At 73.1% G+C, this 26,929-nt stretch carries 22 protein-coding genes; 17 read left to right on the forward strand and 5 right to left on the reverse strand.

Annotated elements, in window-relative coordinates; all coding sequences use genetic code 11:
* Nucleotides 1-163: 163 nt before the first annotated feature.
* A complete protein-coding gene (gene map / locus WJM95_RS26790) occupies nucleotides 164-931 on the reverse strand; it encodes a type I methionyl aminopeptidase (protein WP_339132361.1) in 768 nt (255 codons plus the stop codon).
* A 32-nt stretch (nucleotides 932-963) separates the two neighbouring features.
* Here map and WJM95_RS26795 point away from each other — a divergent pair, with 32 nt between their 5' ends.
* From WJM95_RS26795 to WJM95_RS26840, 10 genes are all read left to right on the forward strand, one after another.
* Complete coding sequence (locus WJM95_RS26795) at nucleotides 964-1,218, forward strand: helix-turn-helix transcriptional regulator (protein WP_339132362.1); 255 nt, start codon at nucleotides 964-966, stop codon at nucleotides 1,216-1,218.
* A gap of 283 nt (nucleotides 1,219-1,501) precedes the next feature.
* Entirely contained in the window at nucleotides 1,502-2,437 is a 936-nt protein-coding gene (locus WJM95_RS26800) for an HAD family hydrolase (protein WP_339132363.1), read from the forward strand.
* Between the two features lie 213 nt (nucleotides 2,438-2,650).
* Nucleotides 2,651-4,834, forward strand: a complete 2,184-nt coding sequence (locus tag WJM95_RS26805; RefSeq protein WP_339132364.1) for a hypothetical protein — start codon at nucleotides 2,651-2,653, stop codon at nucleotides 4,832-4,834.
* 238 nt (nucleotides 4,835-5,072) lie between these two features.
* Nucleotides 5,073-5,915 (forward strand): nitrilase-related carbon-nitrogen hydrolase, encoded by an 843-nt coding sequence (locus tag WJM95_RS26810; protein ID WP_339132365.1) that lies wholly within the window; start codon nucleotides 5,073-5,075, stop codon nucleotides 5,913-5,915.
* Nucleotides 5,912-7,195: an aspartate aminotransferase family protein gene (locus tag WJM95_RS26815; protein WP_339132366.1), complete on the forward strand. Its 1,284-nt coding sequence runs from the start codon at nucleotides 5,912-5,914 to the stop codon at nucleotides 7,193-7,195. The genes WJM95_RS26810 and WJM95_RS26815 overlap by 4 nt, the downstream gene beginning before the upstream one ends.
* Nucleotides 7,196-7,343: 148 nt before the next feature.
* Complete coding sequence (locus WJM95_RS26820; protein WP_339132367.1) at nucleotides 7,344-8,933, forward strand: PucR family transcriptional regulator; 1,590 nt, start codon at nucleotides 7,344-7,346, stop codon at nucleotides 8,931-8,933.
* 145 nt (nucleotides 8,934-9,078) lie between these two features.
* Entirely contained in the window at nucleotides 9,079-9,921 is an 843-nt protein-coding gene (locus WJM95_RS26825; protein ID WP_339132368.1) for a nitrilase-related carbon-nitrogen hydrolase, read from the forward strand.
* Between the two features lie 196 nt (nucleotides 9,922-10,117).
* Nucleotides 10,118-11,518, forward strand: coding sequence for a dihydropyrimidinase (hydA, locus tag WJM95_RS26830; RefSeq protein WP_339132369.1), 1,401 nt, complete (start codon nucleotides 10,118-10,120; stop codon nucleotides 11,516-11,518).
* Nucleotides 11,519-11,536: 18 nt separating this feature from the next.
* Complete coding sequence (locus tag WJM95_RS26835; RefSeq protein ID WP_339132370.1) at nucleotides 11,537-12,559, forward strand: TIGR03842 family LLM class F420-dependent oxidoreductase; 1,023 nt, start codon at nucleotides 11,537-11,539, stop codon at nucleotides 12,557-12,559.
* A 127-nt stretch (nucleotides 12,560-12,686) separates the two neighbouring features.
* Nucleotides 12,687-14,213 (forward strand): NCS1 family nucleobase:cation symporter-1, encoded by a 1,527-nt coding sequence (locus tag WJM95_RS26840; protein ID WP_339132371.1) that lies wholly within the window; start codon nucleotides 12,687-12,689, stop codon nucleotides 14,211-14,213.
* A gap of 20 nt (nucleotides 14,214-14,233) precedes the next feature.
* Here WJM95_RS26840 and WJM95_RS26845 read toward each other — a convergent pair whose 3' ends face one another.
* On the reverse strand, nucleotides 14,234-14,902 hold the full coding sequence (locus tag WJM95_RS26845) for a hypothetical protein (protein WP_339132372.1): 669 nt from the start codon (nucleotides 14,900-14,902) through the stop codon (nucleotides 14,234-14,236).
* Nucleotides 14,903-15,294: 392 nt separating this feature from the next.
* On the opposite strand from WJM95_RS26845, the gene WJM95_RS26850 reads away from it, so the two are divergent.
* The 5 genes from WJM95_RS26850 (at nucleotide 15,295) to WJM95_RS26870 (ending at nucleotide 21,290) form a co-directional block, all read left to right on the forward strand.
* A complete protein-coding gene (locus WJM95_RS26850; protein ID WP_339132373.1) occupies nucleotides 15,295-16,095 on the forward strand; it encodes a DUF4232 domain-containing protein in 801 nt (266 codons plus the stop codon).
* Between the two features lie 115 nt (nucleotides 16,096-16,210).
* Entirely contained in the window at nucleotides 16,211-18,031 is a 1,821-nt protein-coding gene (locus tag WJM95_RS26855) for a gamma-glutamyltransferase (protein ID WP_339132374.1), read from the forward strand.
* A 187-nt stretch (nucleotides 18,032-18,218) separates the two neighbouring features.
* Nucleotides 18,219-19,085: an inositol monophosphatase family protein gene (locus WJM95_RS26860; protein WP_339132375.1), complete on the forward strand. Its 867-nt coding sequence runs from the start codon at nucleotides 18,219-18,221 to the stop codon at nucleotides 19,083-19,085.
* Between the two features lie 292 nt (nucleotides 19,086-19,377).
* Nucleotides 19,378-20,787, forward strand: coding sequence for an NAD(P)/FAD-dependent oxidoreductase (locus WJM95_RS26865; protein ID WP_339132376.1), 1,410 nt, complete (start codon nucleotides 19,378-19,380; stop codon nucleotides 20,785-20,787).
* Nucleotides 20,784-21,290: an O-acetyl-ADP-ribose deacetylase gene (locus tag WJM95_RS26870; protein WP_339132377.1), complete on the forward strand. Its 507-nt coding sequence runs from the start codon at nucleotides 20,784-20,786 to the stop codon at nucleotides 21,288-21,290. Before WJM95_RS26865 ends, WJM95_RS26870 begins: the two co-directional genes overlap by 4 nt.
* A gap of 88 nt (nucleotides 21,291-21,378) precedes the next feature.
* Here WJM95_RS26870 and WJM95_RS26875 read toward each other — a convergent pair whose 3' ends face one another.
* From WJM95_RS26875 to WJM95_RS26885, 3 genes are all read right to left on the reverse strand, one after another.
* A complete protein-coding gene (locus tag WJM95_RS26875; protein WP_339132378.1) occupies nucleotides 21,379-22,320 on the reverse strand; it encodes an endonuclease/exonuclease/phosphatase family protein in 942 nt (313 codons plus the stop codon).
* Nucleotides 22,321-22,488: 168 nt separating this feature from the next.
* Nucleotides 22,489-23,388: a M48 family metalloprotease gene (locus WJM95_RS26880; protein ID WP_339132379.1), complete on the reverse strand. Its 900-nt coding sequence runs from the start codon at nucleotides 23,386-23,388 to the stop codon at nucleotides 22,489-22,491.
* Nucleotides 23,385-23,768, reverse strand: a complete 384-nt coding sequence (locus WJM95_RS26885; RefSeq protein ID WP_339132380.1) for a BlaI/MecI/CopY family transcriptional regulator — start codon at nucleotides 23,766-23,768, stop codon at nucleotides 23,385-23,387. Before WJM95_RS26885 ends, WJM95_RS26880 begins: the two co-directional genes overlap by 4 nt.
* 233 nt (nucleotides 23,769-24,001) lie before the next feature.
* Between WJM95_RS26885 and WJM95_RS26890 the strand changes: the two genes are divergently transcribed.
* Nucleotides 24,002-25,507 (forward strand): hypothetical protein, encoded by a 1,506-nt coding sequence (locus tag WJM95_RS26890; RefSeq protein ID WP_339132381.1) that lies wholly within the window; start codon nucleotides 24,002-24,004, stop codon nucleotides 25,505-25,507.
* Between the two features lie 473 nt (nucleotides 25,508-25,980).
* Nucleotides 25,981-26,901: a lysylphosphatidylglycerol synthase domain-containing protein gene (locus tag WJM95_RS26895; RefSeq protein WP_339132382.1), complete on the forward strand. Its 921-nt coding sequence runs from the start codon at nucleotides 25,981-25,983 to the stop codon at nucleotides 26,899-26,901.
* The last annotated feature ends 28 nt before the right edge of the window (nucleotides 26,902-26,929 follow it).

Consider the following 26,929-nt stretch of genomic DNA (forward strand, 5'->3'; position numbering starts at 1 on the left):
GGACGCGCCCTGGGTTGTGCCCCTCAGGTCACGTCCCGCGGCTCGGGACCGTCGTACGTCGGCGGTCCCGAGCCGCGGGGTGCTGCGCGTCCGGTGGGGGAGTCGTGCCGCGGGGTGGGATCGCCCCACCGCCCCGCTGCCCCGCCGCCCCCGACCTACGGGATCAGCGTGCCGTCAGGATGCGCGGGCCCGAGTTCGTGATGGCGACCGTGTGCTCGGCGTGCGCCGCCCGGGAGCCGTCGTTCGTACGCAGCGTCCAGCCGTCGGGAGCCGCGTGATAGCCGTCCGTGCCGCCACCGATGAGCATGGGCTCGATGGCGAGGACCATGCCGTGCCGCAGCGGCAGCCCGCGTCCCGGGCGGCCCTCGTTCGGGACGCCCGGGTCCTCGTGCATCCGGCGCCCGATGCCGTGGCCGCCGAACCCGTCCGGGATGCCGTACCCGGCCGTCCGGCACACCGTGCCGATGGCGTGCGCGATGTCCCCGATGCGGTTGCCCACGACGGCCGCCCCGATCCCCGCGGCCAGGGCCCGCTCCGCGGTCTCCACGAGCCGGACGTCGGCGGGGCGCGGTCTGCCGACGATGAAGCTGATCGCCGAGTCCCCGACCCAGCCGCCGAGCTCGGCGCCGAAGTCGATGGAGACCAGGTCGCCGTCGCGCAGCCGGTAGCCCGTCGGGACGCCGTGCACGATCGCCTCGTTCACGGAGGCGCAGACGACCGCGGGGAAGGGTGTGGGCGCGAAGGAGGGGTGATATCCGAGGAAGGGCGACGTCGCGCCCGCGTCTCGCAGCACCTGATGCGCGATCTCGTCCAGCTCCAGCAGGGAGACGCCCACGTCGGCCGCCTCGCGCACCGCCGTGAGCGCGCTGCCCACGACCTGGCCGGCCGCGTACATCGCGTCGATCGATGTGTCGGTTTTCAGTTCCACCATGCCAATTACTATACCGGTATTAGAATGGTGTCATGGTGCGAACCCCCCTGACCCCCGAAGAGCGCGAACGCGGCGAGCGGCTCGGGCAGCTGCTGCGCGAGGCGCGCGGCGGCCGCAGCATGGCGGACATCGCCGGGGTGGCCGGGATCTCCGCGGAGACCCTGCGCAAGATCGAGACCGGACGCGCGCCCACACCGGCCTTCTTCACGGTCGCGGCGCTGGCGCGCGCCCTCGGGCTCTCGATGGACGAGATCGTCGTGCGGTGCGCGCTGGTGCCGGTGGCCTGAAGGCGGAGCGGGGGTTCGCCCCGCCCGAAGGGGCGCTCGGCCCCGCTCGGCCCCGATCGGCCCCGATCGGCCTTATCGGCCGGCCGCCGGCCGCCGGTCGCCGCTCGCCACGCGCTGGCCGACGGTCGCCACTCGTCGGCCGTCACTCTCCGGCCGCCGGTCGTCCGCCGCCGGTCGATGTGTCGACCCGTCGATGAGTCGGCTCGTCGGCCAAGGTTGAGGAAATGTTGAATTCATTGATTATTCCCTTGTCGTCTACGCGCGTAGTCACTAGCCTCCGGCCATGTCGAACACCAACGCCCGCTCCGGCGTGGCGACTTCGCGGCAGTCGGAGCCCGGCGATGCGCGGCCTTCCGCCCCGGTGGAACCCACGGTCAGGCGCGGACGCCGAGTGCACAGAGTCGTACGGCTCGTCTGCACCGATCTCGACGGAACCCTGCTCGATTCGGCCGGCGCCATCCGGAAACGCACGCTGAGCACCCTCGCCGAGGCGGGGCGGGCCGAGGTCGCCGTGGTGGGGGTGACCGGACGGCCCGTCCGCGACACCCTGGACCTGGCCCGGCGCTACGGCCTCACCGGACCCGTGGTGTGCAGCAACGGCGCGGTGACCGTGGACGCCGCGTCGGGGCGACTCCTTGACTGCCGTGGATTCCGCCCCGGCGACGCGGCGCGCATCCTGCGCGCGGTCCGGGACGCCGTGCCCGGGGTCGCGCTGGGGGTCGACTCCGTGTCCGGGCTCCGTCTGGAGACGTCCTTCGTGCGACTGGTGCCGAACGACTGGCGTCATACGGCACTGGAGGGCGTGTCCGCGCCGGGGGACGGTGACCCGGTGGTCAAGATCCTCGCCGCACATCCGATGCTCCTCGTGGACGAACTGGCCGCCGTCATCGGCTCGGTCGTGGACGGCGGGACGGTGATCACCAGGTCCACCGGTGACTTCCTGGAACTGTCGGCCCCCGGCGTGGACAAAGGGGCGGCCCTGCGGTCGCTCGCCGAGCGGAGCGGGCTTCCGCTGGAGCACACCGCCGCGGTGGGCGACATGCCCAACGACATCCCGATGCTGCGCGCCGCCGGGCTGGCCGCCGCCGTCGCCAACGCCCACGAGGACACCCTCCGGGCCGCCGACATCGTGCTGCCCAGCAACGACGACGAGGGTGTCGCCGCCCTCATCCGGCTCGTTCTGCCCCGCGTGGCCGCGGTGGAGGCCGGCCGCGTCTGAGGGCCGAGTCCCCGTCCGGGCGTGCGCCACGGAACCGAGCGGGCGTGCGCCCCCTTGCCGTGAGGGCGTGCCGGCGTGCGCCTGCGCGATACGTCGACGCGCCCCCTGGGCCGGGTCCCGGAGGTCGCGCCGAAAACTCCCCGTAGTCGATACGTAACACGGCTGGTGTTACCTGTCGGGTCGAAGTGCTCACGTCGGGCGGGGAGTTGGGTAATGAACGTAGGACAACTCCCGGTACAGGTACTGGAGTTCGCGCGGTACCTGAACGGGCTGGTGGGGCGGCTCGACCGGGGCGGCGGCTGGTACGGAGTCTTCTGGCACCGCGACCCCGAAGGGATGCGGGCCTGTCTCGAAGGCCGGGAGGTGCCACCGTGGGACGTCGTGGAGGCGCTCCTCCAGGACGTCCTCGCGCGCTACGGGGAGCGTGCCGCCGCCCAGGAGTCGGCACGGGCCCGGGCGCTGTACGAGGCGTCGCTGGCCGCGTACGACGTCCGTCCCGGTGGCAGGGACGCCCTCGGCGACCGTCTGGACGTCATGCTCCGCGAACGGCGTTACGCCGCCGAACGCCGGGCCGAGCTGGACGGGCGGATCGCGTCGGCGGCCTCCCGCGAGGAGGCGGACGCGATCGGCGTGGACCTCGCCTGGGCCGAGGACGACCACGAACGGGCGATCGCCCGCTGCGCCGAGCTGCGCCACCGCATGGACAACGTCGACCGCCACGCCCTGCACGCCCGTGCGCAGGGCGCGCCGGGCTTTGCGTCCACGGCGACCGGGGGCGGCGCCTGGACGCGGCAGCCGGAGAACTGGGCGGACGCGTCGGGGGAGCACCCGGCCGGACATCATCCGTCGGGAGGGTCCGGGCCGGGCCGGGATTTGTCCCCGGACGCCTCCGGATGGGGAAGTGCCCCACGGGAGGTGGCGGGCCTGCCCGGACGGGAAGGTGCCCCGCGGGATACGGCGGGCCTGCATGGAGGGGGAGGTGCCCTGCGCGGCGCGGAGGACGCGTCCGGAGGGGAAGGTGTCCCACGGGGCGCGGGGGACATGCCTGGCGGGGCAGGTGCCCCGGTGGGTGCGGAAGGCGGGTTCGGCGGGGCAGGTGCCCCGCGGGGCACGGAAAGCGGGTTCGGCGGGGAAGGTGGCCTGCGCGGCCGGGAGACGGGTGCGCCCGGCACGAGCTCCGGCGCACGGCCGGATACGCAAGCGGGCGTGCACGGCGCCGAAGCAGGTACCGGCTCGGCCGGCAGTGCTCCCGGGCGCGTGCCCATGTACGGCGGGACTCGGCACGGGACGGGGACCGACACGGGGCCGGGCGGCGGGTCCCCCGCGACGGCCGCCGAGCGGGTCCGGACGGCGGCTCCGCTTGCGGCGGACACCGAACCGGCAGGGCCCCGACCGCCGTCCACCGACCAGGTTCCGGGCGGCCACGACCACCCCCGTCCCACGGGCCTCGCGCCGGACGGCGCCGCACCGTCCATGTCCCGGACCGCACCCCACGCGCCGACCCGCGACCGGCGCCCCGAGCCCCTGCCGACGGACACTCCGGGGGCGGACCCCCTGTCGGCGGACCCCCGGTCCAGCGGAGCGTGGCACCAGGGCCCGGCCGCCGCGCCCGCCCCGGCGTACGACGGGACCCCGCCCGAGGTCCAGCCGTCCCCGGCGAGGCGGTCCAAGCGGCGTCGGCGCGGCGGCGCGCGGTTCGCCGGGATGGTGGAGGCGGACGTGGCGCCCGCGGCCGTACCCCAGCCCGCTCCGGTACTGCCCGCCGCGCCCGCGCCGGGCGGACGTACACCCCGTGGCGCGCGTTTCGCGGGGGCCGCCGAGGAACCCGTGCATCCGCGCGCGACGGCCGCGCCGGAGCCGCCGGACGAGGACGCGCGGCGGGCCACCGCGGGGACCGTCGCGGCCCTCACGCGGCTGCGGAGCGAGGGCCGCAGCGGCGAGGCGCACGCCCTGCTCGTCGAAGCCGCGTACTGGCCCCCCGCCCGCTTCCCCCTGCTCGCCGCCGAACTCCACCGCGCCGGGCTCGACGCGGACTGGGCCACCCTGCTCTGGGAGGCCGCCTCGCTGCCCGCCGGCCGTCTGGTCGCCGCGGCCGACGCGCTCACCGCCGCCGGCCGCACCGACGACGGCCACCAGATGCTGCGCCAGGGCGCCGTCAGGCCCGCGCCCGAGATCGGCGCGGCCGTCCTCGGCCTCGCCGACGAGGGCCGCGGCCGCGAGATCGGTGCCCTCCTCGACGCGTACGTCCGGGTGCGCACGCCCGAGGAGGCCGCTCGTAGCGTCGACGCCGACCCGGAGCTCCTCGTACCGCTCCTGCTGCGGGCGGCCCGGGGCGTGTCCGAGGAATGCCAGTGGGACCTGGTCCACGCCCTGCGCGTCGCCGGGTTCACGACCTGACGTCCGGCCCGGGTGCCCGCGCGCGCCCGCGTGCGCGTGCGCCCGCGCGCCCCCCGATCGGCCGTACCTCCGGCTCCACCGGCCACGTCACTCACCCGTGAGGGTCAGAAACGTGATCGACTCAGCGGGTTAACGACGATGGTCTTGGCAAGGCTGTCCGGGGGGCTTACTTTCGAGCCTCTACAGCCTTTGTCTACGGGCGTAGAGGCTCTCTGACGTCCCGTCGAAGGAGCAGCTCATGGGCAACGTCGTACGTGCCGCCCTGGTCCAGGCCACCTGGACCGGCGACACCGCATCCATGGTCGCCAAGCACGAGGAACACGCCCGTGAGGCGGCCCGGCAGGGTGCGAAGGTCATCGGGTTCCAGGAAGTCTTCAACGCCCCCTACTTCTGCCAGGTCCAGGAGCCGGAGCACTACGCGTGGGCGGAGCCGGTCCCCGACGGGCCCACCGTCACCCGGATGTGTGAGCTCGCGCGCGAGACCGGCATGGTGATCGTCGTGCCCGTGTTCGAGGTCGAGCAGTCCGGCTTCTACTACAACACCGCGGCCGTGATCGACGCCGACGGCACCTACCTCGGCAAGTACCGCAAGCACCACATCCCGCAGGTGAAGGGGTTCTGGGAGAAGTACTACTTCAAGCCCGGCAACCTCGGCTGGCCCGTCTTCGACACGGCGGTCGGCCGGGTCGGCGTCTACATCTGCTACGACCGGCACTTCCCCGAGGGCTGGCGGCAGCTCGGCCTGAACGGCGCCCAGCTCGTCTACAACCCCTCCGCCACCTCCCGCGGTCTGTCCGCCCACCTCTGGCAGCTGGAACAGCCCGCGGCGGCGGTCGCCAACGAGTACTTCATCGCCGCGATCAACCGGGTCGGCCAGGAGGAGTACGGCGACAACGACTTCTACGGCACCTCGTACTTCGTCGACCCGCGCGGACAGTTCGTCGGGGCGCCGGCGAACGACAAGACCGAGGAACTCCTCGTCCGCGACCTGGACTTCGGTCTCATCGAGGAAGTACGCCGGCAGTGGGCGTTCTACCGAGACCGCCGCCCCGACGCCTACGAAGGGCTGGTGCAGCCATGACCGACCTGTACACCCGCCACCAGGCCGTCCTGCCCGACTGGCTCGCCGTCTACTACAAGGACCCGATCGAGATCACCCACGGCGAGGGCCGGTACGTCTGGGACTCCAAGGGCAACAAGTACCTCGACTTCTTCGGCGGCATCCTCACCACGATGACCGCGCACGCCCTGCCCGAGGTGACGAAGGCGATCAGCGAGCAGGCCGGCCGGATCATCCACTCCTCGACGCTCTATCTCAACCGGCCGATGGTCGAACTCGCCGAGCGCGTCGCCCAGTTGTCCGGCATCCCCGACGCGCGCGTCTTCTTCACCACCTCCGGCACCGAGGCCAACGACACGGCCCTGCTGCTGGCCACCGCCCACCGGCGCAGCAACCAGATCCTCGCCATGCGCAACAGCTACCACGGCCGGTCGTTCAGCGCGGTCGGGATCACCGGCAACAAGGGCTGGTCACCGACCTCCCTGTCGCCGCTCCAGACGCTGTACGTGCACGGCGGCGTCCGCACCCGCGGCCCCTACGCCGACCTGGACGACGCCGCCTTCGTCGCGGCCTGTGTCGAGGACCTGAAGGACCTGCTCGGCCATGTCCGCCCGCCCGCCGCGCTGATCGCCGAACCGGTCCAGGGCGTCGGAGGCTTCACCGCGCCGCCCGACGGCCTCTACGCGGCCTTCCGCGAGGTCCTGGACGAGCACGGTGTCCTGTGGATCTCCGACGAGGTGCAGACGGGCTGGGGCCGCACGGGCGAGCACTTCTGGGGCTGGCAGGCCCACGCCGCCTCCGGTCCGCCCGACATGCTCACCTTCGCCAAGGGCATCGGGAACGGCATGTCCATCGGCGGTGTGGTGGCCCGCGCCGAGATCATGAACAGCCTCGACTCCAACTCCATCTCGACCTTCGGCGGTTCACCGGTCACGATGGCGGCGGGGCTCGCGAATCTCACCTACCTCCTGGAGCACGACCTCCAGGGCAACGCCCGCCGCGTCGGCGGCCTGCTCATCGAACGGCTCCGCGCGGTCGCCGCGCAGTTCGACGGCGTGCGCGAGGTGCGCGGCCGCGGGCTGATGATCGGCATCGAGCTGGTGGAGCCGGGCACCGACCGGGCGAACCCCGAGGCAGCCGCGGCGGTGCTCGAAGCGGCGCGCGAGGAAGGCCTGTTGATCGGCAAGGGCGGCGGTCACGACACCAGTGTGCTGCGCATCGCCCCACCGCTCTCCCTCACCGTCGCGGAGGCGGAGGAGGGCGCGTCGATCCTCGAACGAGCCCTGAGGCGGGCCCAGTAACGGACGAGCAAGGGCGGGTGAGCCGAAGGGGCGGTGGTCTCCGAGGCCCGGCGCGAGAAGACCTGAGGGTCCCGCCGCGCGCCGGGTCCCCGAGGCCGCCCGCAGCGCCCCGAGGCGAACCGAGCCACGGACAAAGGGGAACGCCGCCATGACCACCGCCTTGGAACCCGCCCTCTCGGTGCGCCAGGTCCTCGCCCTGGACCGGGTGCTCGCCGGAGAGCCGGAGGTGGTGGCGGGCGCCGGCCACCTCGACCGCTCCGTCCGCTGGGTGCACGTCGCCGAGGCGGCCGATGTGGGCGTCATGCTCAGCGGCGGCGAGATGGTCCTGACCACCGGTGTGCTGCTCGCGGGTGACCCCGACGCGCAGGCCGAGTACATCCGTTCGCTGCACCGGGCCGAGGCCGCGGCCGTCGTCCTCGGACTCGGCCGGGCCTTCCCGGCGCCCCCGGACGTGATGCGGCGGGCCGCCGAGCGCTGCGGACTGCCGATGGTGGTGCTCCACCGCCCCTTCCCCTTCGCCGAGTTGACCGAGGAGGTCCAGTCCCGGCTGGTGCGGCAGAAGTTCGCGGCCGTGAGCCTGTCCGAGGCCGTACGCACCGCTCTCACCGGGCTGATCACCACCGGTGCCCCGCTCCAGCGCCTGCTCGACGAGATCGCGGTGCACGCCGCCTGCCCGGTCGTCGTCACCAACCTCGCCCACCGGGTCCTCGCCACCGCGGGCGAGCGCTCCGCCGTCGACGACGTGCTGCGGGACTGGGACCGCATCGCCCGGCAGGCATGGGGGTACCACCCAGGCTGTTCCGGCACCGGGGGAGGCGGCGAGGGCGACGGATGGATCCGCGCCGAACTCGGCGGGCGGGGGGAGCGATGGGGCCGCATCGTGCTGTGCGGCCACCGGGGCGACGCGGCGACCGGGAGGCTGCTCGCCGACCGCGCGGCCGAGGCCCTGATCCTGCACCGCCTGCTCGCGGGACCCGCCCACTCCTGGGAGGAGGAGTCTGCGCAGGGCCTGCTGACCGACCTGGTGAGCGGTGTCGTACCGGCCCGCCAGCTCCTGCCGAGGGCGCGCGCCGCCGGGCTCCCGGTGAACCGCCGCACCTTCGTGCCGCTCGTCGTACGGGGCGGCGATCCAGCCCAACTCGACCGCGTACTGCGGCTGCTCGGCCTGCCGGGGCTCGTCGCCGAGCTGTCCGAGGGAGCCACCGCGCTGCTGCTCAGTCTCCCGCGCGACCAGGACGCGGAGGCGCTCGCCGAGCACTTCGCCGTGCGGCTGCGGCACGAGACCGGGGTGCCCGCGACCGTGGCCGCCGCCGCACCCCGTACCGCCTGGGACGACGTGCCCTTCGGGCTGCGTGAGGCCCTCCATGTCGCCGAGGCCGCCACCGACACCCCGGCCGACCAGGACCGGCCCGCGCTGGTCCGGCTCCGGGACGTCCATCTGCGCGGTCTGGTCCGGCTGCTCCGGGACGACCCGCACGTCCAGTCCTTCGCGGAACGGGAACTGGACGGCCTGCTGTGCGGTCCCGGAGCGGACCCTCGGCTGCTGCCCGTCCTGCGGACGTACCTCGCCACCGGCCGCAACAAGTCGCGCACCGCGGAGCTGCACCACGTCAGCCGGCCGGCGCTCTACCGCCGTCTGGAGCTCATACAGGCCCGCCTCGGTGTCGACCTGGACGACTTCGAACAGGCCGCCTCCGTCCACATCGCGCTGCTCGCGCACGACGCGCAACAGCGGTGAAACACGGAACCACTCGGGCGCAACACGGGAGAACGCGGAGGTGACACCGTGGAACGGCACAGCGCTTCGGACGTGACACGGTGCAACTCAAAGAACCGGCCAGGACTTTCTAGTCTCCTCGCACACCGAGCGACCGGAGGTCCCGATGAGCAGAGTGATCCGCGCCGCCGTCTTCCAGACCGCATGGACCGGCGACAAGGAATCGATGATCCAGGTCCACGAGCAGGCGGCCCGCGACGCGGCCGCGCAGGGCGCCCAAGTCCTGTGTTTCCAGGAGCTGTTCTACGGACCGTACTTCTGCCAGGTGCAGGACAAGGAGTTCTACGCGTACGCCGAGCAGATCCCCGAGGGTCCCGTCGTCCGGCGCTTCCAGGCGCTGGCGAAGGAACTGGGCCTCGTCCTGGTGCTGCCCATGTACGAGGAGGAACAGCCCGGCGTCCTGTACAACACGGCGGCCGTGATCGACGCCGACGGCTCCTACCTGGGCAAGTACCGCAAGACCCACATTCCCCAAGTCCCCGGATTCTGGGAGAAGTTCTACTTCCGGCCCGGGAACTCCGGCTGGCCCGTCTTCGACACGGCCGTCGGCAGGATCGGCGTCTACATCTGCTACGACCGGCACTTCCCGGAGGGCTGGCGCGCGCTCGGTCTCGCGGGTGCGGAGATCGTCTTCAACCCGTCGGCCACCTCGCGCGGACTGTCCGGCTACCTCTGGCAGCTGGAGCAGCCGGCCGCGGCCGTCGCCAACGAGTACTTCGTGGGCGCGATCAACCGGGTCGGGCAGGAGGAGTACGGCGACAACGACTTCTACGGGACCTCCTACTTCGTGGACCCCGAGGCGCAGTTCGTCGGCGAGGTGGCGAGCGACAAGGAGAGCGAACTCGTCGTCCGCGACCTGGACCTGGCCAAGCTCCGCGAGGTCCGCGACCGCTGGCAGTTCTACCGCGACCGTGCCCCGGGCGCGTACGGGCCGCTGACCGCGCCCTGACCGTCCGGACGGGGCGCGCTCCGTCCGTCCGTGCCGCGGGTCCCGCGATCCGAGCGCAGGACCCGCGGCACGGCACCCGGCACGCGCCGTCCCGCGGACCACCCCACGGGCCCCCTCGCCGGCACCCGGTGCCGGCGCCGGCCCCCGAGAGCCCCACAACGTCCTCAGCGCACGTACGACCGGAAGGAGAGGGAGCATGAGCCGTACCGTCATCCGGGGTGGTCTCGTCATCACCGCGTCCGACGAGATCCACGCCGACGTCCTGATCGAGGACGGCCGGATCGCCGCCCTCGCCGCGACGGGCACGCCCGCGGCCCAGTCGTGGACGGCCGAGCGTGCCATAGACGCCACCGGCAAGTACGTCATTCCGGGCGGTGTCGACGCCCACACCCACATGGAGCTGCCCTTCGGCGGCACCTTCGCCTCCGACACCTTCGAGACCGGCACCCGGGCCGCCGCCTGGGGCGGCACGACCACCATCATCGACTTCGCCGTCCAGAGCGTCGGCCGCTCCCTGCGCGAGGGCCTCGACGCCTGGAACGCCAAGGCCGACGGCAACTGCGCCATCGACTACGGCTTCCACATGATCGTCTCCGACGTGAACCAGGAGACGCTCAAGGAGATGGACCTGCTGGTCGAGGAAGGGGTCACCTCCTTCAAGCAGTTCATGGCCTACCCGGGCGTCTTCTACAGCGACGACGGCCAGATCCTGCGCGCCATGCAGCGCTCCGCCGAGAACGGCGGGCTCATCATGATGCACGCCGAGAACGGCATCGCGATCGACGTGCTCGTCGAACAGGCGCTGGCCCGCGGCGAGACCGACCCGCGCTTCCACGGCGAGGTGCGCAAGGCGCTCCTGGAGGCCGAGGCCACCCACCGTGCGATCAAACTCGCCCAGGTCGCGGGCGCCCCGCTCTACGTCGTGCACGTCTCGGCGACCGAGGCCGTCGCGGAGCTCACCCGCGCCCGCGACGAGGGCCTGAACGTCTTCGGCGAGACCTGCCCCCAGTATCTGTTCCTGTCGACCGACAACCTCGCGGAGCCGGACTTCGAGGGCGCCAAGTACGTGTGCAGCACGCCCCTTCGGCCCAAGGAGCACCAGGCGGCCCTGTGGCGCGGCCTGCGCACCAACGACCTCCAGGTCGTCTCGACCGACCACTGCCCGTTCTGCTTCGTGGGCCAGAAGGAACTCGGCCGCGGCGACTTCTCGAAGATCCCCAACGGCCTTCCCGGCGTGGAGAACCGCATGGATCTCCTGCACCAGGCCGTCGTCGACGGGCACATCTCCCGGCGGCGCTGGATCGAGATCGCCTGCGCCACGCCGGCCCGGATGTTCGGCCTGTACCCGAAGAAGGGGACCATCGCCCCCGGCGCCGACGCCGACGTCGTCATCTACGACCCGCACGCCGAGCAGATCCTGTCGGCCGAGACCCACCACATGAACGTCGACTACTCGGCGTACGAGGGCAGGCGCGTCACCGGACGGGTCGAGACCGTGCTGTCGCGCGGCGAAATGGTCATCACCGACCGGGAGTTCACCGGACGGGCGGGCCACGGTGTCTACACCCCCCGTTCCACCTGTCAGTACCTTCTCTGAGCGACCAGGAGTGGCGCCATGGACTTCGGACTCGTCCTTCAGACAGACCCCCCGGCCTCCCGTGTCATCGACCTGATGAAGCGGGCCGAGGCCAACGGCTTCACGTACGGCTGGACCTTCGACTCTGCCGTGCTGTGGCAGGAACCGTTCGTGATCTACAGTCAGATCCTGGCCAACACCGAGAAGTTGACGGTGGGCCCGATGGTCACCAACCCGGGCACCCGCACCTGGGAGGTCACCGCCTCCACGTTCGCGACCCTCAACGACATGTACGGCAACCGCACGGTCTGCGGGATCGGGCGCGGCGACTCGGCGATGCGCGTGGCGGGACGCAAGCCCAACACCCTGGCCCGCATCAGCGGCGCGATGAAGGTCATCCGCGCGCTCGGCCGGGGCGAGGAGGCCGACCTCGGCGGCACGGTCGTCAAGTTCCCTTGGGTCAAGCCGGGTGCGGACCTTCCGGTCTGGATGGCCGCGTACGGCCCGAAGGCCCTGAAGATGACGGGCGAGGAGGCCGACGGCTTCATCCTCCAGCTCGCCGACCTCTATCTCACCGAGTACATGGTCAAGGCCGTGAAGGAAGCGGCGGCCGGGGCCGGGCGCGACCCCGACGAGGTGAAGATCTGCGTGGCCGCGCCCGCTTACATCACCGAGGACGACTCGCCCGAGGCGCTCGCCCACGCGCGCGAGCAGTGCCGCTGGTTCGGCGGCATGGTCGGCAACCACGTCGCCGACCTGGTCTCCAAGTACGGTGAGCACTCGGCGGCCGTACCCGACGAACTCACGGACTACATCAAGGCCCGTCAGGGCTACGACTACTCCCACCACGGACGGGCCGACAACCCCGACACCGCGTTCGTGCCCGACGAGATCGTCGAACGGTTCTGTCTGATCGGCCCCGCCGAGCGGCACATCGAGAAGCTGAACGCGCTGCGCGCGCTGGGCGTCGACCAGTTCGCGGTCTACGACATGCACGACGCGCAGGAGGCCACGATCGACGCGTACGGAGCTCGGGTCATCCCCGGCGTCAACGGGCCGTAACCGAAGGCCGATCCCCTCAGTCTCCCCTTCCCGCCGTCCCGGGAAGGGGATCAGGGCGCACCCCGCGCACCCCCCCGAGTCGTCCCCGCACGGCCTTTCCCGTCACTCCTCATTGATTGGCCTGCTCATGACAGAAATAGTCTCCCCGGGCGTCCCGCCCGCCGGACAAGTCACGCTCCCCGACGGCCGGGTGGAGATCGCGCCCGACGCACCCGCGCCCACCGGTCCCTACGCCAACGACGACCTGCTGCCGGTCCCGGTGGAGAAGCGCACCTGGACCACGTACAACTTCTCGGCCCTGTGGGTCGGCATGGCCCACAACACCGCTTCCTGGACGCTGGCTTCGGGCCTGATCGCCGTCGGCATGGACTGGAAGCAGGCCGTCCTCACCATCGCGCTCGCCAACCTGATCGTGCTGGTCCCGATGCTGCTCACCGGGCACGCGGGCCCCAAGTACGGCATCCCCTTCCCCGTCTTCGCCCGCGCCTCCTTCGGCGTCCGCGGCGCCAACCTCCCCGCTGTCGTACGGGCGTTGGTGGCCTGCGGCTGGTTCGGTATCCAGACCTGGATCGGCGGCGAGGCGATCTACTTCCTCGCGGGCAAGCTCTTCGGCGACAGCTGGGCCAACGCCTCCGAGATCGGCGGTCACGCCTGGACCATGTGGCTGTCGTTCGCCGTCTTCTGGGTGCTCCAAGTCGCCATCATCTACCGGGGGATGGAGACGATCCGCCGGTTCGAGAACTGGGCCGCGCCCTTCGTCCTCGTCGGCGCGGGCGTGATGCTGTGGTGGATGAGCAGCAAGGCCGGCGGCTTCGGTCCGCTGCTCGACCAGCCCTCGAAGCTCGGCTGGGGCGGGGACTTCTGGAAGTTGTTCTGGCCCTCGCTCATGGGCATGATCGGCTTCTGGTCCACCCTGTCGCTGAACATCCCGGACTTCACCCGCTACGGCAGGAGCCAGAAGGCGCAGACACTCGGGCAGGCGCTGGGGCTTCCCACCACCATGACCCTCTTCGCCTTCCTGTCCGTCATGGTCACCTCGGGTTCGCAGGCCGTGTACGGCAAGGCGATCTGGGACCCGGTCCAGCTGGCCGCGAAGACCGACAACGTCGTCGGCATCGTCTTCGCGCTGGTCACCGTGCTGGTCGCCACGCTGTCCGTGAACATCGCGGCGAACCTCGTGTCCCCTGCCTTCGACTTCTCCAACATCGCCCCGCGGAAGATCAATTTCCGGGCCGGCGCGCTCGCCACCTGTGTCCTCGGCGTGCTGATCTTCCCCTGGAAGCTGTACTCCGACCCCCAGGGCTACATCTTCACCTGGCTCGGCCTGGTGGGCGGTCTGCTGGGGACGGTCGCCGGCATCCTCATCGCCGACTACTGGATCCTGCGCCGCACCCGGCTCGACCTCGCCGATCTCTACCGTACGGGCGGGCGGTACTGGTACGTCGGCGGCTGGAACTGGCGGGCCGTGGTCGCCTTCGTCACCGGCGGTGTCCTCGCCGTCGGCGGCGCTGACTTCCATCCCCTGATCGACGGACGGCCCATCCCGGCGCTGGAATCGCTCGCCGACTACGGATGGGCGGTCGGCCTCGGCACGTCGATGGTCTTGTACCTGGGCCTGATGCTGTCACGCGGGAAGGACACGGCCGCCGCCTGACCGCGGCGGACGGAGGGCGGTCAGGCCTTCTGGCCGCCCTTCAGCGTCGCCGTCGCGTCCTTCGCGGCCTTGATGGCACCCTTGTTGATCTCGTCGGTGCCGGGCGCCTTCTTGGTCTCGAAGTCGCTGCCGTTGTACGTGACGACCACCAGCGCGTTGGACGCCCGGACGATCACCACACCCTCGCGGGTGTCCTGCTTGTCCTCCGTGCTGAGGTTGACCACGGAGTAGGCCTCGTCACCGAGACCAGGCACCGCCCCGCCGCCGCTCTTGTCGGCGACACGTTCCTTGTAGGCCTTCTCCGCCGCGGCGTCCGAATCCTTGATCTCGTACGAGACGTCGAGCCAGCGGTAGTCGAAGCCCTTCAGGGCGTTCCACGAGCAGGTGCGGCGCACCGCCTTGTCGGTCGACGCGATCTCCTGGCCGGCCGTCTTGGCGCCGGGGACCAGAGACTTGATCGTCGCGACCTGGATACCGCCGCACGGGGCGGGCGACGCCGCGAAGGTCTTGACGGCAGCAGACGCCGAAGGAGCCGACGGTGAGTCGGAGGTCTGTTTCTGTGACGACTTGTCCTCGGCGTTGGGGGTCGCTTCGGACGGGCCGGTCGCCAGGGCCCAGCCCGCGGAGGCGAGCAGAGCGACCGGCAAAAGGCGCGCGGCGAGCGCGAGCGGCAGAGGAAGAGAACCCAAAGCGCACTTCTCGTGGGGGATGGTGCGGAGGAGGTCCGCACTGCGGACGGGACGCCAGTGTCACACGAGACGCGATGGTGCGGAAGGGCCGACGGGCGGCATGCCCGTGTGATGACACCGACTCACCTTGGCGTCGAATGACTGAAGGTGCGGCAGGATGTCTGTTTTGTTCGATCCGATGATCGCCGCTCTTTCCATATGCCGTCGCATGGCGGTCGTTCCGTGCCCGGACCCGGCGGTGCCGGGGACCGGGTCCCGAGGGTGCGAGGGGGCGGGAGCCCGATCGCCGTCCTCCTCAACTGGCCTCGCGCATAAGGGAGTCGGGAGCTGGAGTGGATGCGAGGGCGGGCGGAGCGATGCCCTCCTGAGAGCTTCCGTGCCATGATCGGCGCATGATCGCGACGAACCGGCGACGGCCCCGCGCGACGGCCCCCGCGGGACCCGCGGCCCGGTCCGAAGTCCGCACCGTCTCCTTACCTGCGCGCGCTGTTCCCGCCCGTGCCGCCGTCCTCGGGAGGGCGTGGACGGGCCCGCTCCTGCTCCTGTGCCTGGTCGCGACGGTCACCAGCGGGTGCGGCCTGTCCGCGGAGATCGACCGTGAGCGCGACCCCGGGCGGACTGCCGTCCCGGACCCGGTCCCGAGCGTCGTAGGGACCGACGCCGCTCACCTCCCGGACCCGTCCGGCACCTCCACCGACGGCTCCCTCGTCATCGAGGTGCCGGTGCCTTCGCCGAGGACGTCGCCGCCGAAGACCGTGCCGACGCAGGCTGCCCGCGGCTGCCCGGCCTCCGGCCTGCGCCTGGGCACCGGACCCGGCGACGCCGCCATGGGCCTGCGCAGCCTGACCCTGACCCTCACCGACTGCGGCAAGCGCCCGTACAAGGTGAACGGCTACCCCGCCGTCCTCCAGGTGCTCGACGGCGACGGCGCCCCGATCACGGGCGTGCACGCCGTGGCCGGGACGGACAAGGTGTTCATGGCACCCCCCGACCCCGGCCCCGAACCCTTCACCCTCCACCCCGGCGAGAGCGCGCGGGCGTCCGTGTACTGGCGTACGGCCGCCCAGGACGGGACGTATCTGCGGATCGCACCCCGGAAGGGACAGCGGGCCGTCACCCTGTGGCTGCCTGAACCCCTCGACATCGGCCCCGGCAACACACTCGGATCCACGCCCTGGACGCCCGTGTCCTGAACGTCGACCGCCACGGGTACCCCGGGACGTGTGTCCGCCCGCCCTGCCGTCCCGGTCCGTGCGGATGCCATAGTCGGGACCGAAGCCGATCGCTCCGTACCGTGAGGTGGCAGGCATGTTCACGACCCGACCCACCCTCCAGGGCACCTTCGGCATGGTGTCCTCCACGCACTGGCTCGCCTCGCAGTCCGCGATGGCCGTCCTGGAGAGCGGCGGCAACGCCTACGACGCCGCCGTCGCGGCCGGTTTCGTCCTGCACGTCGTGGAGCCCCACCTCAACGGGCCCGCGGGCGAGGTCCCGATCGTCCTGGCCCCCGCGGAGGGCCCCGTGCGGGTGCTGTGCGGGCAGGGCGTCGCACCCGCCGGAGCCACCGTCGCCCACTACAGGAGCCTCGGTCTGGACCTCGTCCCCGGCACCGGCCCCCTCGCCGCCGCCGTGCCGGGCGCGTTCGACGCGTGGATGCTGCTCCTGCGCGACCACGGCACCAAGTCGCTCGCCGACGTCCTGAAGTACGCCATCGGATACGCCGAGGACGGACACGCGCCCGTGGAACGCGTCGGCGAGACGGTGGACGCCGTACGCGCGCTGTTCGAGACGGAGTGGACCTCGTCGGCCCAGGTGTACCTGCCGGACGGCAGGCCGCCGCGCCCCGGCGAGCTGTTCCGCAATCCGGCCCTCGCCGCGACCTGGCGAAGGCTGCTCGGCGAGGTCTCCGGAGCGGGGGACCGGGTGGCCGAGATCGACGCGGCCCGCGAGGTGTGGCGCTCCGGGTTCATCGCCGAGGCCCTGGTGCGGCAGGCCGCGCGGCCCACCATGGACACCAGCGGCGCGCGCCACACCGGCACCCTGACCGCCGCCGACCTGGCCGGCTGGTCCGCCACCTACGAGGCCCCGGCGACGTACGACTGGCGGGGCTGGACCCTGTGCAAGGCGGGCCCCTGGAGCCAGGGCCCCGTCCTCCTCCAGCAGCTGGCACTGCTCCCGCCCGAACTGCCCCGCCACGGCTCCGCCGAGTACGTCCACCTGCTCGTCGAGGGCAGCAAGCTCGCCATGGCCGACCGGGAGGCCTGGTACGGGGACGCGGCCGAGGTGCCGCTCGCCGAACTCCTTTCGGAGCCCTACAACGCGGCCCGGCGGGCACTCGTCGGGGACACGGCGTCGTACGAACTGCGCCCCGGACGTCCCGGCGGCCGGGAGCCGCGGCTGAGCGCGCACGCGTGCGTGGCGGCCGCGGGGGAGCCCGGCTTCGACGCCCTCGCGGTGCCGGGCGCCGGTGAGCCCACCATGGCCCGCCCGGCCGGGGAGCCCGAACCCGCGTCCGACGGCGGCACCCGGGGCGACACCTGTCACCTGGACGTCGTCGACCGCTGGGGCAACATGGTCGCCGCCACTCCCAGCGGCGGCTGGCTCCAGTCCAACCCGGTCGTCCCGGAACTGGGATTCCCCCTCGGCACCCGGCTCCAGATGGCCTGGCTGGAGGAGGGGCTGCCCAACTCCCTCACCCCGGGCCGCAGGCCGCGCACCACGCTGACCCCCTCCGTGGCCCTGCGGGACGGCGTCCCGGTCATGGCGTTCGGCACCCCGGGCGGCGACCAGCAGGATCAGTGGCAGACGCACTTCTTCCTGTCCGTGGCGCTGCGCCCCCGGGTGCGCGGCGGACTCGACGTCCAGGGCGCGATCGACGCCCCGAACTGGCACAACGACAGCTTCCCGGGCTCCTTCTTCCCACGCGGCATGCGTCCGGGCAGCCTCACCGTCGAGTCCCGTCTCGACGCCGAGGTCGTGGAGGAACTCCGCCGCCGGGGGCACGACGTCACGGTCGCCCGCGCCTGGTCCGAGGGGCGGCTGTGCGCGGTGGCCCGCGACCCGGCGACCGGCGTCCTGTCGGCGGGAGCCAATCCGCGCGGGATGCAGGGGTACGCGGTCGGGCGGTGAGGGGCGGTCGCAGGTGCGTGACCCAAGCCACCGTGACCAAAGCCACGCCGGCCACAGCCGCGGTGGCCGCCACCCGCGCCGGTGCCGGCCGCGGCGGTGATCGTTCCGCCCCGGGAATTCATGGTGATTCCACCCTGAGTACCCCGGAGGGGTGGGGATTGTCAGTGGCGCGTGCTGTCATGGAGCCATGATCGAAGACATCGAAACCATCGACGAGTTTCTCGCACAGCGCGCCTCCGACGTGGAACACGCCATCCGGGCGGCCGCCGCCGCGGAGATCATGCCCCGCTTCCGGCAGCTCTCCGCCGACGAGATCGACGAGAAGTCTGGCCCGCACGACCTGGTGACGGACGCCGACCGCCTGGCCGAGAAGTACCTCACCGCCGCCCTCACCGAACTGCTGCCGGGCTCCGTCGTGGTCGGCGAGGAGGCGGTCCACGCCGACCCGGCCGTCTACGAGGCGATCCGCGGCACGGCACCCGTCTGGATCGTCGACCCGGTCGACGGCACCCGGCAGTTCGTGCACGGCGACCCCGGGTTCTGCACGCTGGTCGCGCTCGTGCTGGACGGCGTGGTCCGGGCCTCGTGGACGTACGCGCCCGCGCGCGGCCAGTTCGCCACCGCGATACGGGGCCGGGGTGCCGTTCTCGACGGTGTGCCGCTGCGTTCCGGCTCGCCCGAGCCCAGCCGCGACCTCGCCATAGCGACCTCCCACCCGGACTACACCACGGACGAGCAGAAGCGCGCCCTCCTCGGACTGTGGACCGAGGGTGTCGATCCGCGCCCGTGCGGTTCGGCGGGCCTCGAGTATCTGGCCATCGCCCGGGGCGAGTTGGATGCCACGGCCTTCTCGTGGGAAGCGGCCTGGGACCACGCGGCGGGGCTGCTGCTGGTCGAGGAGGCGGGCGGTGCCCATCTGACGCTCGACGGCGAGCCGTTCCGCGTCACCGGGGGCAACGCCCTGCCGTTCACGGCGGCCCGGGACGAGGCCACGGCCCGCCGGGTGACCGCTCTGCTGACGGCACAGCCCGCGTGGGTGGCCACCGGCGCCTGAGCGGGAGGCCGACGGCCCGCGGCCCACGTCCGGTACGGCCCGCGGCCCACGTCCGGCACGGCCCGCGGCCCACGTCCGGCACGGCCCCCGGGCCCACGTCCGGCACGGGCCACCGCTCATGGCCCGCGCGGTCCGTCTCACGGCGCGCGCGGTCCGTGTCTCCCCGCCGCCGGCAGGCGCGCGGTACGGGGCGTCGGCCTCCAACACCCCGTACCGCCAAGGCCGTCAGTCCCCCGGCATATCCTGATCCCCAGTGGCCGTCGGCTGACAAAGGAGTCCGAAGGTGCCGTCGATGCTCGATGCGGTCGTGGTGGGTGCGGGGCCGAACGGACTGACGGCTGCCGTGGAGCTGGCCCGCCGGGGTTTCTCGGTGGCCGTGTTCGAGGCACGCGACACGGTGGGCGGGGGATCGCGCACCGAGGAGCTGACCCTGCCCGGTTTCCGGCACGACCCCTGTGCGGCGGCGCATCCGCTCGGAATCAACTCACCCGCCTTCCGCGCGATGCCCCTGGAGCGGTACGGCCTGGAGTGGCTGCACCCGGAACTCCCCATGGCGCACCCGTTCCCGGACGGCTCGGCGGCGGTGCTCGCGCGGTCCGTGGCCGAGACCGCGGCCTCCTTCGGACCCCGGGACGCGGGCGCGTACCGCAGGCTCGTCGCGCCGTTCCTGAGCAAGTGGGACACCCTGGCGCACGACTTCATGTCGCTGCCGCTGACCTCGCTGCCCCGGGACCCCGTCACGCTCGCACGGTTCGGTCTGGCCGGGCTGCCGCCGTCGACCTGGCTGATGCGCCGCTTCCGCGACGAGCGGGCCAGAGCCCTGTTCGCGGGCCTGGTGGCGCATGTCATGGCTCCGCTGGAGGGAATCGGCACGGGCGCGGTCGGCCTGGTCTTCGCACTGGCCGCGCACGCCAGGGGCTGGCCCGTCGCGCGCGGCGGCTCCCAGTCCATCGCGGACGCGCTCACCGCGTATCTCAAGGACCTCGGCGGCACCGTCCACACCGACTACGAGGTCAAGCGCCTGGACGACCTGCCCCCGGCGCGGGCGTACGTCTTCGACACCTCGCCCACGGCGCTGGCCCGGATCGCGGGCTTCGGGCGGTACTACGAGGGCTATCGGTACGGAGCGGCCGCCTTCAAGATCGACTACGCCCTCGACGGGCCCGTGCCGTGGACCGCCGAGCGGGCCCGCGTCGCCGGGACGGTCCAGATCGGGGCGAGCCGGGCGGAGATCGGCACCGCGCTGCGGGCGGCCTCGCGCGAGGGCCGGGCGCCCGACGCGCCTTTCCTGATCACCGTGCAGCCGAGTGTCGTGGACCCCTCCCGCGCCCCCGAGGGCAAGCAGGTCTTCTGGGCCTACGGCCATGTCCCGAACGGCTGGACCGGAGACCTCACCGACGCCATCGAGCGCCAGCTGGAGCGGTTCGCGCCGGGCTTCCGCGACCGGGTGCTGGCCCGCGCCACCGCCGGACCGCCCGTCCTCGCCACCCGCAACGCCAACTACGTGGGCGGGGACATCGCCTGCGGCGCCGCCTCGGGACTCCAGCTCATGCTGCGCCCCAGACTGTCCCTGTCCCCGTACGGCACCCCGCACCCCGCCGTCTTCCTGTGCTCCTCGGCCACCCCGCCCGGTCCCGGGGTACACGGGATGTCGGGGCACAACGCGGCGAAGGCCGTGTGGAGGAGGCTGATGGAGTCATGACCACGATCACGCTGGTGCGGGGCGACATCACCCGCCAGAGCGTCGACGCCGTCGTCAACGCGGCGAACTCCTCGCTGCTCGGCGGCGGAGGCGTCGACGGGGCCATCCACCGCCGCGGCGGCCCGGCCATCCTGGCCGAGTGCCGGAAGCTGCGCGCCGGGCACTACGGCAAGGGCCTGCCGACCGGCCGCGCGATCGCCACGACCGCGGGCGACCTCGACGCGCGCTGGGTGATCCACACCGTGGGTCCCCGGTACAGCCAGGAGGACGACCGGTCGGAGCTGCTGGCCTCCTGCTACCGGGAGTCGCTGCGGGTCGCCGACGAGCTCGGCGCCCGTACGGTCGCCTTCCCCGCCGTCTCCGCGGGTATCTACGGCTGGCCGATGGACGACGCGGCGCGCATCGCGGTGGAGACCGTCCGGGCGGCCGGGACCGAGGTCGAGGAGGTCCGTTTCGTGCTCTTCGACGAACGGGCCTACGACGCTTTCGCCGGGCAGCTCTGACCCCCGGCCCGACGTCGGCCGGGCTCGCCCGAACGGGCCGGGGGGCCGGTGCCCCCACCGACGGCTCGGCGCAGGTGGGCCTTCCCGGTCACAGGGGCAGGTCGACCACCAGCGGCCGGTGATCCGAGACCGGTGTGGCGGGAGCGTGCGCTCCGACGGCCGCGCCCGCCGCGATCCCGGTGGCCAGCACGTGGTCCAGCTGGACGACGGGGCGGTGCGCGGGATACGTGGGGGTACGGGCCATGTCCCGCCAGCCGCGCGGCAGCGGCCCGCCGGGGGCCGATCCGGGGCCGCCGCGGGCCGGTCCGGCCGGGCCGAGCACCGTCCGCGGCAGCGCTCCGGGCAGGTTGAAGTCGCCGAGCAGCACCCGGGGCCCGGGCAGGTCGGCGATCCAGGCGCGGACGGCGAGCAGCTGGAGGAGGTTCCAGCCGGGCACGAACGACAGGTGCACGGCCACCACCGTGAACGGCCCGCGGCTTCCCTCCAGTACGGCGGCCAGCGCGGCCCGTGGCTGGTCCCTGGACACGGTCAGTCCGCGGTGGCCGGGCGTCCGCAGCGGCATGGGGACGGGCGCCGGGGCCAGCCGGCGCGCCCTCCAGTGCCGTACGGGCAGCCGGGACAGCAGGGCGATGCCGTGCGAGGGGACACGGTCGCCCGCCTCGGTCGCGCGCGGCCCGTACACCCGCAGGCCGGGCACGGAGCGCTCCGGAACCCAGCCGCCGCCGGTCCTCGCCGTGCCGTGGAACGCGGACGCGTAGCGCCAGTGCGGTGCGCCTGACCCCTCGGCCGCGGCCGCCGCCTGGTCCACCCCGCCCGAGCGTTCCTGGAACCGGTCCACTTCCTGGAGCGCGACCACGTCGGCGTCCAGCGACGCCACGGCCCGCACGAGTGGTACCTCGGGGCCGCCCGCGCCCGGGAGGGAAACGGGTCGGCCGTCCACCAGCGTCCGTCCGTGCAGCACGTTGAAGGTCGCGAACCGCACCGGCCCGGAACGCGGGGAACCGACGTGAGCGGCCTCGGAAGGTGTCATGAGCGCGACGGTACTCGGCTGGGGCGTGAGTCACGGAGCGGACTCCTGGGGGAGCGGAGTCGGGTGTGGTCGCGTGCCGGGTGAACCGGGGTCGGCTGGGGTGTGCCGGGTGTGCCGGGTGGGTCGAGGTCCCGGCCGGGGCGCGGGCCGGATCGCGCCCCGGAGGGGTCACAGCCCGGGCAGTGTCTCCGCGAGCAGTCGGAGCAGATCGCTCGTGGCGTCGGCCGCGCCCAGCGCCGGGAGGGCGCCGAGCGCGAGCACGGCGACTCCGACGGACCGCATGACCGGCGGGGGAGCGGTCTGGAGTGCCGCGATCCGGCGGGTGACGGCGTGTTCGGAGAAGTGCAGCGCGCATCCAGGACGGGCGCGCTGCGAGACGAGGGCGGCGCGGGCCAGGGCGCGGGCGGTGGTGCGCCGGTCGCCGACGCTGCTGGCGGCTTCCTCGTCGGCCCAGCGTTCCAGCAGGAAGACGACGGTGTCGCGGACCGGCACGAGCAGCGGGTTCGCCGCCGCGGCCAGGGCGACGGCGGTGGACAGCGCCGCGTGCCGGTGCGTCAGATGGGCGCGCTCGTGGGCGAGCAGAACCCGTCGTTCGGCGGGCTCCAGCGCGCCCAGCATCGCGGCCGTGACCAGGATCCGGCCCGGTTTCCCGGGGATCGCGAAGGCGTGCGGGGTCGGCGAGGCCGCGACCACGAGCTCGCTGTCCGGCGGGTGCCCCTCGCACAGCTTGAGTAGGACGCGGCGCGTCGCCATGTGCGCACGTACGACACGCACGAGCCGGTGGGTGATCACGGCGAGCGCGGCGACCGCCAGTACGGCGACGGTCTCCGGAACGGGCTCGGGCAGCGCCCGGCCCTCCTCCCCGGCCTCGGCGATCACCGCGGGCGCCTGGTCGACCAGGGTGGTCGCGAGCAGCAGCAGTGCCCAGGTGGACGCCGCCGCGGTCAGTACGGCGGCCGCGACGAGCACGCGCGTCGCCAGGCCCGGCGACACCCGCCTGCCGACGAGCGGCGCGACGGAGGTGAGCAGCAGCGCCAGGACGAGCGGGACGTAGACGTCGATCCTCATGGCCCGTTCCCTCCGAGGAGGTCGCGCAGGGCCTCCTCCTCCTGACGGCTGAGCCCGGTGACGAACTGCTGGAGGGCCGCGATCGGGTCGGGTCCGCGGTCGAGCGCCTCGTGCATGGCCTCGGCGGTCAGCTGGGCCGCGTTCTTCGCGGGGCGGTACGCACCGCGCCGGCCGTCAACGTCCCGGAGCACGAGGCCCTTGTCGTACAGACGTTTGAGGATGGTGTGCACCGTGTTGTACGCGAGTCCGCCGCCGATCTCGGCCTGGATCTCCGCGGGTGTCAGCGCGTCGTCGGTGGCCCACAGGGCGGCGAGGACTTCACTCTCCAGTTCGCCCGCGCTGCGCCGTTCCGCCCTTCCATGGGGACCTGTGCCAGCCATGCCCGTCACCTTACAGCGCGTAGTCAAGACCGGAACGGTGCCGGTCCGGGGGTGTGCGCCCCGGGGCGTCTCGCGGAACGGATACCGCCCCCGGGTATCTCCTCGAATGGCCGTCCCGTTCGGCGCCTTCTTCCGCTGAGCGATAGTTTGTCCGTGTTCCCACGGCTCCCGGCCCCACCCTACGTCTTGTAGGGTGATGAAACCCTACAGTGTGTAGGGCTGAAGGGTGGACGATGGCCAAGACCCAGAACGTGCCGCTCATCGGCGCCCGGCGGCCCCGACCGTCGGACCGGACGGCCCGTGCTGCCCGGCGCCGGAGTGATCTCGGCCCTCTCGCCCTGGTCGCGGTCGGCTTCGTCCTGGCCCAACTGCTCCTCGTGCACCCCTGGATGGGCCTCGGCTGGGACGAGACGGTGTACGTCAGCCAGGTCTCCCCGCACGCACCCGCGGCGTTCTTCAGCGCGCCCCGGGCCCGCGGAGTCTCCCTGCTCGTCGCGCCGGTGACCTCCTGGTCGTCCTCCACCACCCTGCTGCGGGTCTATCTCTCCGTGCTCTCCGGACTCGGCCTGTTCGTGGCCCTGCGGGTGTGGCTCGGACTGTTCCCGGTGCGGGTCCTGGCCCTGGCGGGCGCCGTGTTCGCGACGCTGTGGGTGACCCTCTTCTACGGGCCCCAGGCCATGCCCAACTACTGGGTCGCGATCGGCGCCCTGGTCTGTGTCGGGTGCTTCCTGCGGGCCCAGGCCGGCGGACGCGACCGGGCGGCGCTGTGGGGGACCGGGCTGGCCGCCGCGCTGATGGCGTGGATGCGGCCACCCGACGCGGTCTGGGTGACGCTCCCGCTGCTCTTCCTCGCCGTGGCGGTCCCGCGGTGGCGGCGGGCCCGGCCGCTGCTCGCGCTCGTCGCGGGCCTGCTGGCCGGGGCGGCCGAGTGGATCGTCGAGGCGTACGTCAGCTACGGCGGCCTGGGGCAGCGGCTGTCCGACGGTTCGCGCATCCAGGGCGGCCTCGGCTGGAACATCGCGATCGGTGACCAGATGCGCAGCCTCGGCGGACGCGTGCTGTGCCGCCCGTGCACCGGCTCGATGCCGAACCCCACGGTGATGGTGTGGTGGTTCGTCCTGCCGCTGATCGCCGTCCTCGGCCTGGTGATCGCGGTCAGGGCCCGTCGCCGGGCGCCCACCCTGCTGCTCCTGGCCTGCGCCACGACGGCCGGGATCCCGTACCTCTTCATGATCGGGTACGCGGCCCCGCGCTTCCTTCTGCCCCTCTACGCCCTCGTCGCGATCCCCGTCGCCGACGCCCTCGTCCATCTGCTCACCGTCCCCGCCGGGCGATGGCGGCCGGTGATCGTGACCCTGGTGGCCGTCGGTCTCGCCGGGCATCTGGCCGTGCAGTTCGCGGTACTGGAGGCCACGGTGCGGCGCACCACCGCCGGCCACCACGGCTGGGCCGTGACGGCGGCGGCACTGCACCGGCTCGGGGTGCGGCCGCCCTGCGCGCTGAGCGGCCACGAGTCGGTCCCGATCGCCTTCTACGCCGGCTGCTCCTCCGTGGCGACCGGCGGTCACAACGCCAACGCCACCGACGCGAGCATCGCGCGTTCGGCCCTGCGCATGCCGGTCGCCGTGATCACGTCTCCCGGAGGCGAGCCGCCCGCGTACGCCCGCGCCTGGGCAGCGCATCACGCCGGTGACGTCGACATATACGTCTCTCCGGGAGCGGGGAGCGGTACGCCGTGACGCTTCCGCCGAAGCCGCCCCCACCGGCGGAGCGGACGCGGCCGGACCTCCGGGGTCGCGCGGCGGGGCCCGGCCGGTCCGCCCGCGGTGAACCCGCGGCCGCGGCGACACGGGTTCCGGGCGGGAGCCGGGCGTCCGGCGCCGCGCGAGTACCCGACACGACGGCCGCACCCGACACGACGGCCGCACCCGCCACGTCTGGCGCGTCCGCCATGTCCGGCACATCCGCCACTTCCACACCACCCGCCATGCCCGCCGCATCCGCCATGTCCGGCCCGTCCGCCACGTCCGGCCCCTCTGTCACGTCCGCCGGGTCCGGCCCGGTCGCCATGTCCGGCGCATCCGCCGTGTTCTGCGTACCGACGGCCGACGTCCCGGGTGCGTCACAGCCCGCACCGGGCTCCGGGCCGAGCCGGCCGCCGGCCCCCGCCGTGGCCTGCGGCGGATGGAGGACCGTCGGGCGGCGACTGGCCGTGCGGGACGGGCGGGTCGGCCGGCACGCCGGGCTCTCGCTGCTCGTACTGGTGTGCGCCGCGTTTCTCGCCCACCGGCACTGGCCGGTGCTGGAGGCCGGTGCCGGCCGGCTCACCCACGCCGACCGGGGCTGGCTGCTGGTGGCGGCCGTGGCCACCCTGGCGACCTGGGGGTGTTCCGCCCTCGCCCAGCAGGGTGCGGTGCCCGAGCCGCTGCCCGCCGGACGGCTGGTGACGGTCCAGTTCGCCGCCGCCTCCGCCAACCATCTGCTGCCCTCGGGGCTCGGCGCGGGTGCCGTCAATCTGCGCTTCCTGACCCGCTGCGGACTGCCGCTGGCCCGTTCCGCGACCGCGCTCGCGGTCAAGGCCTGCGCCGGAACCGTCGTACGCGCCGGTCTGATCGGCGGACTCGCCCTGAGCTGTCCCGGCGCGCTCCGGCTCCCGAGACTGACGCCGGGCGCCTGGACCGTGGCCGCCTGGGCCGCCGGTGCCGTGACGGTCGCCGTCGCCGCGGCCCTCCTCGCCGGACCGCTGCGGCGGGCCGTGCGCCGCGTGATCCTGGACGTCCGGGCCGTGCACGAGATCCCCGCGCGGGCCGCCGCCCTCTGGGGCGGCTCGTTCGCCTTCGCCGCCCTGCACACCACCGTGGTCGTCGCCGTCGCCCAGGCCATCGGCCTGCCGCAGTCCCCGGCCCGGGTGGCCCTCGCCTATCTCGCCGCGAGCAGCGCCGCCGTCCTGCTGCCCACCCCGGGTGGCCTCGGCTCGCTGGACGCGGCCCTGGTGATGGCCCTCACCCTCGCGGGGGCGCCCGCCGACGCGGCCGCGTCCACGGTCATCGGCTACCGGCTGCTCACCGTGTGGCTCCCGCTGATCCCCGGTCTCGTGGCCCTGGGCCTGCTGATCCGCCGCCGGGTGCTGTGAACGGGGAGAATCCCCCGGGTCGTGAGTA

The sequence above is a fragment of the Streptomyces sp. f51 genome (genome assembly GCF_037940415.1).
In the GTDB taxonomy this organism is placed as follows: domain Bacteria; phylum Actinomycetota; class Actinomycetes; order Streptomycetales; family Streptomycetaceae; genus Streptomyces.

Coding starts and splice junctions, on each gene's coding strand:
- WJM95_RS26875 (WP_339132378.1), bottom strand. CDS start 22,320: ATGACACCTTCCGAGGCCGCTCACGTCGGTTCCCCGCGTTCCGGGCCG.
- WJM95_RS26850 (WP_339132373.1), top strand. CDS start 15,295: ATGATCGCGACGAACCGGCGACGGCCCCGCGCGACGGCCCCCGCGGGA.
- WJM95_RS26865 (WP_339132376.1), top strand. CDS start 19,378: ATGCTCGATGCGGTCGTGGTGGGTGCGGGGCCGAACGGACTGACGGCT.
- WJM95_RS26800 (WP_339132363.1), top strand. CDS start 1,502: ATGTCGAACACCAACGCCCGCTCCGGCGTGGCGACTTCGCGGCAGTCG.
- WJM95_RS26880 (WP_339132379.1), bottom strand. CDS start 23,388: ATGAGGATCGACGTCTACGTCCCGCTCGTCCTGGCGCTGCTGCTCACC.
- WJM95_RS26825 (WP_339132368.1), top strand. CDS start 9,079: ATGAGCAGAGTGATCCGCGCCGCCGTCTTCCAGACCGCATGGACCGGC.
- WJM95_RS26810 (WP_339132365.1), top strand. CDS start 5,073: ATGGGCAACGTCGTACGTGCCGCCCTGGTCCAGGCCACCTGGACCGGC.
- hydA (WP_339132369.1), top strand. CDS start 10,118: ATGAGCCGTACCGTCATCCGGGGTGGTCTCGTCATCACCGCGTCCGAC.
- WJM95_RS26815 (WP_339132366.1), top strand. CDS start 5,912: ATGACCGACCTGTACACCCGCCACCAGGCCGTCCTGCCCGACTGGCTC.
- WJM95_RS26860 (WP_339132375.1), top strand. CDS start 18,219: ATGATCGAAGACATCGAAACCATCGACGAGTTTCTCGCACAGCGCGCC.
- WJM95_RS26885 (WP_339132380.1), bottom strand. CDS start 23,768: ATGGCTGGCACAGGTCCCCATGGAAGGGCGGAACGGCGCAGCGCGGGC.
- map (WP_339132361.1), bottom strand. CDS start 931: ATGGTGGAACTGAAAACCGACACATCGATCGACGCGATGTACGCGGCC.
- WJM95_RS26795 (WP_339132362.1), top strand. CDS start 964: ATGGTGCGAACCCCCCTGACCCCCGAAGAGCGCGAACGCGGCGAGCGG.
- WJM95_RS26805 (WP_339132364.1), top strand. CDS start 2,651: ATGAACGTAGGACAACTCCCGGTACAGGTACTGGAGTTCGCGCGGTAC.
- WJM95_RS26835 (WP_339132370.1), top strand. CDS start 11,537: ATGGACTTCGGACTCGTCCTTCAGACAGACCCCCCGGCCTCCCGTGTC.
- WJM95_RS26820 (WP_339132367.1), top strand. CDS start 7,344: ATGACCACCGCCTTGGAACCCGCCCTCTCGGTGCGCCAGGTCCTCGCC.
- WJM95_RS26870 (WP_339132377.1), top strand. CDS start 20,784: ATGACCACGATCACGCTGGTGCGGGGCGACATCACCCGCCAGAGCGTC.
- WJM95_RS26840 (WP_339132371.1), top strand. CDS start 12,687: ATGACAGAAATAGTCTCCCCGGGCGTCCCGCCCGCCGGACAAGTCACG.
- WJM95_RS26890 (WP_339132381.1), top strand. CDS start 24,002: ATGGCCAAGACCCAGAACGTGCCGCTCATCGGCGCCCGGCGGCCCCGA.
- WJM95_RS26855 (WP_339132374.1), top strand. CDS start 16,211: ATGTTCACGACCCGACCCACCCTCCAGGGCACCTTCGGCATGGTGTCC.